This is a genomic window from Streptomyces spiramenti (assembly GCF_012034385.1).
Taxonomy (GTDB): Bacteria; Actinomycetota; Actinomycetes; order Streptomycetales; family Streptomycetaceae; genus Streptomyces; species Streptomyces spiramenti.
This window is the reverse complement of record NZ_JAAVJB010000377.1, coordinates 1-3,003: the sequence shown is the minus strand read 5'-3', so window position 1 is coordinate 3,003 and position 3,003 is coordinate 1. Positions and strand designations below refer to the sequence as shown.

Here is a 3,003-nt window from a genome sequence, read left to right as displayed (position 1 = left end):
CCGCCACGCCGGGTGGCGTGGCGGGCGCGGAAGCCGTCGGATGACGGACGGCTCAGAGATCGACCTCACGCATGAGGCGCCCGACCTCGGTGTTGGTCATCCGGCGCAGCCAGCCGGACTTCTGATCGCCCAGGGTGACGGAGCCGAACCCGGTACGGACCAGCTTGCTGACGGGGAAGCCGACCTCGTCCAGCATCCGCCGCACGATGTGCTTCCGCCCCTCGTGGAGGGTGATCTCCACCAGGTAGTGGCGACCGACGTTCTCGACGACGCGGAAGCTGTCGGCCCGCGCGTAGCCGTCCTCCAACTGGACGCCGTCCTTCAGCTGCTTGCCGAGGTCGCGCGGGAGCCGCCCGGCGCTCTGGCTGACCTCGATAGCGGCGACGTAGGTCTTGCTGACGCCGTAGCGGGGGTGGGTCAGGCGGTGGGCCAGCTCGCCGTGGTTGGTGAGGAGGATCAGCCCCTCGGTCTCCGCGTCGAGCCGCCCGACGTGGAAGAGCCGGCTCTCACGGTTCTGGACGTAGTCGCCGAGGCAGGGGCGGCCGTCGGGGTCCTCCATGGCGGAAACCACGCCGACCGGCTTGTTGAGGGCGAAGAACAGGTCCTTCTGCGTGGTGACCGTCAGGCCGTCCACCCGGATCTCGTCGCGGTCGGGCTCGACCCGGAGCCCCTGTTCGGTGACGATCTCGCCGTTGACCTCCACCCGGCGCCGGTCGATCAGCTCCTCGCAGGCACGGCGGGAGCCCATCCCCGCTTGGGCGAGGACCTTCTGCAGCCGGACGCCCTCGGGCTCACCGAAGGTCTTCGGGGTCCGGGGGGCGTCCCGGTTGTGGCGCTCGCGGTTGCGCTCCTCGATCTTCGCGTCCAGCTCGCGGGGGCGGCCGGGTGCCGACCGCGCCGGGCGCTTGGCGCCCGTCCGGCCGCCGCCCGCTCCGCCGGAGCCCCCCGCGGAACCGGACCGGGCCTTCCCGCCGCCGGTCCCGCCCTGTCGCTTCCCGCCGGACTCCGGGTAGGCACGCTCCTCCGGGCGGGGACGGCCGGCGCTCTCCCGTCCCCGGCCGCTGCCCGCGCCCCGGTCGTTCCGGTTGCTGTTCCTGCCGCTGCTTCGCATCAAAGTCTCGTCTTAGGTCGGTGGGTCGGCGCTGTCTACGTCGAACGTCGGTACCGCCTCCTGGCTGTCGGGCTCCACCGCGTCCGCCTCGGGGAGGAAGGGCGCGAGCTCGGGCAGCTCGTCGAGGCCACGCAGGCCGAGCCGCTCCAGGAAGTAGTGCGTCGTCCTGTACAGGATCGCACCTGTCCCGGGTTCGGCGCCCGCCTCCTCCAACAGACCCCGCTGGAGGAGGCTCCGCATCACACCGTCGCAGTTGACCCCGCGCACCGCGGCGACGCGGGAGCGGCTGACCGGCTGCCGGTAGGCGACCACCGCGAGCGTCTCCAGCGCGGCCTGCGTCAGCCGGGCCGTCCGGCCGTCGAGGACGAAGCGCTCGACGGCGTCCGCGTAGGCGGTCCGGGTGTAGAACCGCCAGCCCTCGGCGACGAACCGCAGGTCGAACCCCCGGCCCTCCGCCTCGTACTCCCGTGCCAGCGCGTGCAGGGCGTCGGCGATCTCCTGGCGCGGACGGTCCAGGGTCCGCGCCAGGTGCTCCTCGCGGACCGGTTCGTCGACGACCATCAGGACCGCCTCCAGCGCGGGGCGCAGGGGCAGTTCCGCCGCCGGGGCGGGTTCCGGCCCGGCGGCGGAACCGACCGCTGCGTCGCCGGGCGCGCGGTCCTGGGTGTCGGGGATCACGTCGCCGTCGGCGGGTGCGGCGGACGAGGGCCGGGCCGCGGGCACGGGCACGGGCACAGGACCCCCGGGGTCGGCTGCGGGTGCGGGTGTGTCGGAGGTGGTCATCGCTGCTCCTGTGCCGCCCGGCGCGCGGAACGGCCCTCGGGTACGGCGGGCGGGGTGTCGAACTCGTCGGTGACGGCCGGGGTCCCGCTCCCGGCTCCGCTCCAGTGCACGGTGAGGTCGCCGAGCGCCTCCGGCTGCTCCAGCGCGACCGCGCGTTCGCGGTAGAGCTCCAGGAGGGCGAGGAACCGCGCGACGACGGTCAGGGTGTCGGGGGCGTCGGCCGTCAGCTCCGCGAAGCTGGCGCGGCCGAGCTCCCGCAGCCTGCCGACCATCAGTTCCGCCTGCTCCCGGACGCTGACCAGCGGAGCATGGATGTGGCCCACGTGGACCTGCGGCTCGGGCCGCGGCGCCAGTACACGGGCGGCGATACGGGCGAACCCCTCCGGTCCGACGGAGAGCACGGCCTCCGGCAGCAGCGCCGCGTGGTGCGGTTCCAGGCCCACCGTCCGGGGGTGGCGCCGCGCCTCCGCGTCGAGCCGACCGGCGAAGATCGACGCGATCTCCTTGTAGGCGCGGTACTGGAGCAGCCGGGCGAACAGCAGGTCGCGCGCCTCCAGGAGCGCGAGGTCCGCCTCGTCCTCCACCTCGGCGGTGGGCAGCAGCCGTGCCGCCTTGAGGTCCAGCAGGGTGGCGGCGACGACGAGGAACTCGGTCGTCTGGTCGAGGTCCCAGTCGGGGCCCATCGCACGGATGTGCGCCATGAACTCGTCGGTCACCCGGGAGAGGGCGACCTCGGTCACGTCCATGGTGTGGCGGGCGATCAGCTGAAGCAGCAGGTCGAACGGGCCCTCGAAGTTGTCGAGGACGACAGTGAAGCGGCCGTCGGCCGGGCGGGCCGGCGCTTCGCCGGCGCCCGGGGCCCTCGCGGCGGTGGGGCCGTCCGTGTCGGTGGCGGCCGGGGCCGGGGTGTCCGCGTCGGGGGCCTGCGAGGCAGGGCGGTCCGCGCCTGTATCGGCCGGACGGGGAGCCTCCGGGTCGGGTCCGTTCCCCTGGCCGGTCGCGTCGTCGACCGCGTCACGGAGTGATCCGGGTCCGCCCGCGGGCGGGGCCGAGTCGTCCACGGGGGCGGCCGGGCGGCCCGCGCCGGGCGGGCGGTCGCCGGGGGCGGT

At 74.6% G+C, this 3,003-nt stretch carries 3 protein-coding genes; all 3 read right to left on the bottom strand.

The genetic code is table 11. The annotated features are described in order from the left end of the window. Positions 1 to 52: 52 nt before the first annotated feature. Entirely contained in the window at positions 53 to 1,111 is a 1,059-nt protein-coding gene (locus HCJ92_RS23370) for a pseudouridine synthase (protein ID WP_167935600.1), read from the bottom strand. Between the two features lie 12 nt (positions 1,112 to 1,123). After that, entirely contained in the window at positions 1,124 to 1,894 is a 771-nt protein-coding gene (scpB, locus tag HCJ92_RS23365) for an SMC-Scp complex subunit ScpB (RefSeq protein ID WP_167935599.1), read from the bottom strand. Then, positions 1,891 to 3,003, bottom strand: a 1,113-nt coding sequence (locus tag HCJ92_RS23360) for a segregation and condensation protein A (RefSeq protein WP_245241193.1), incomplete at its 5' end; no start/stop codon positions are given. The genes scpB and HCJ92_RS23360, both read right to left, overlap by 4 nt.

Excerpts from the sequence above, each read along its gene's own strand:
- HCJ92_RS23370 (WP_167935600.1), bottom strand. The coding sequence starts at position 1,111 with ATGCGAAGCAGCGGCAGGAACAGCAACCGGAACGACCGGGGCGCGGGC.
- scpB (WP_167935599.1), bottom strand. The coding sequence starts at position 1,894 with ATGACCACCTCCGACACACCCGCACCCGCAGCCGACCCCGGGGGTCCT.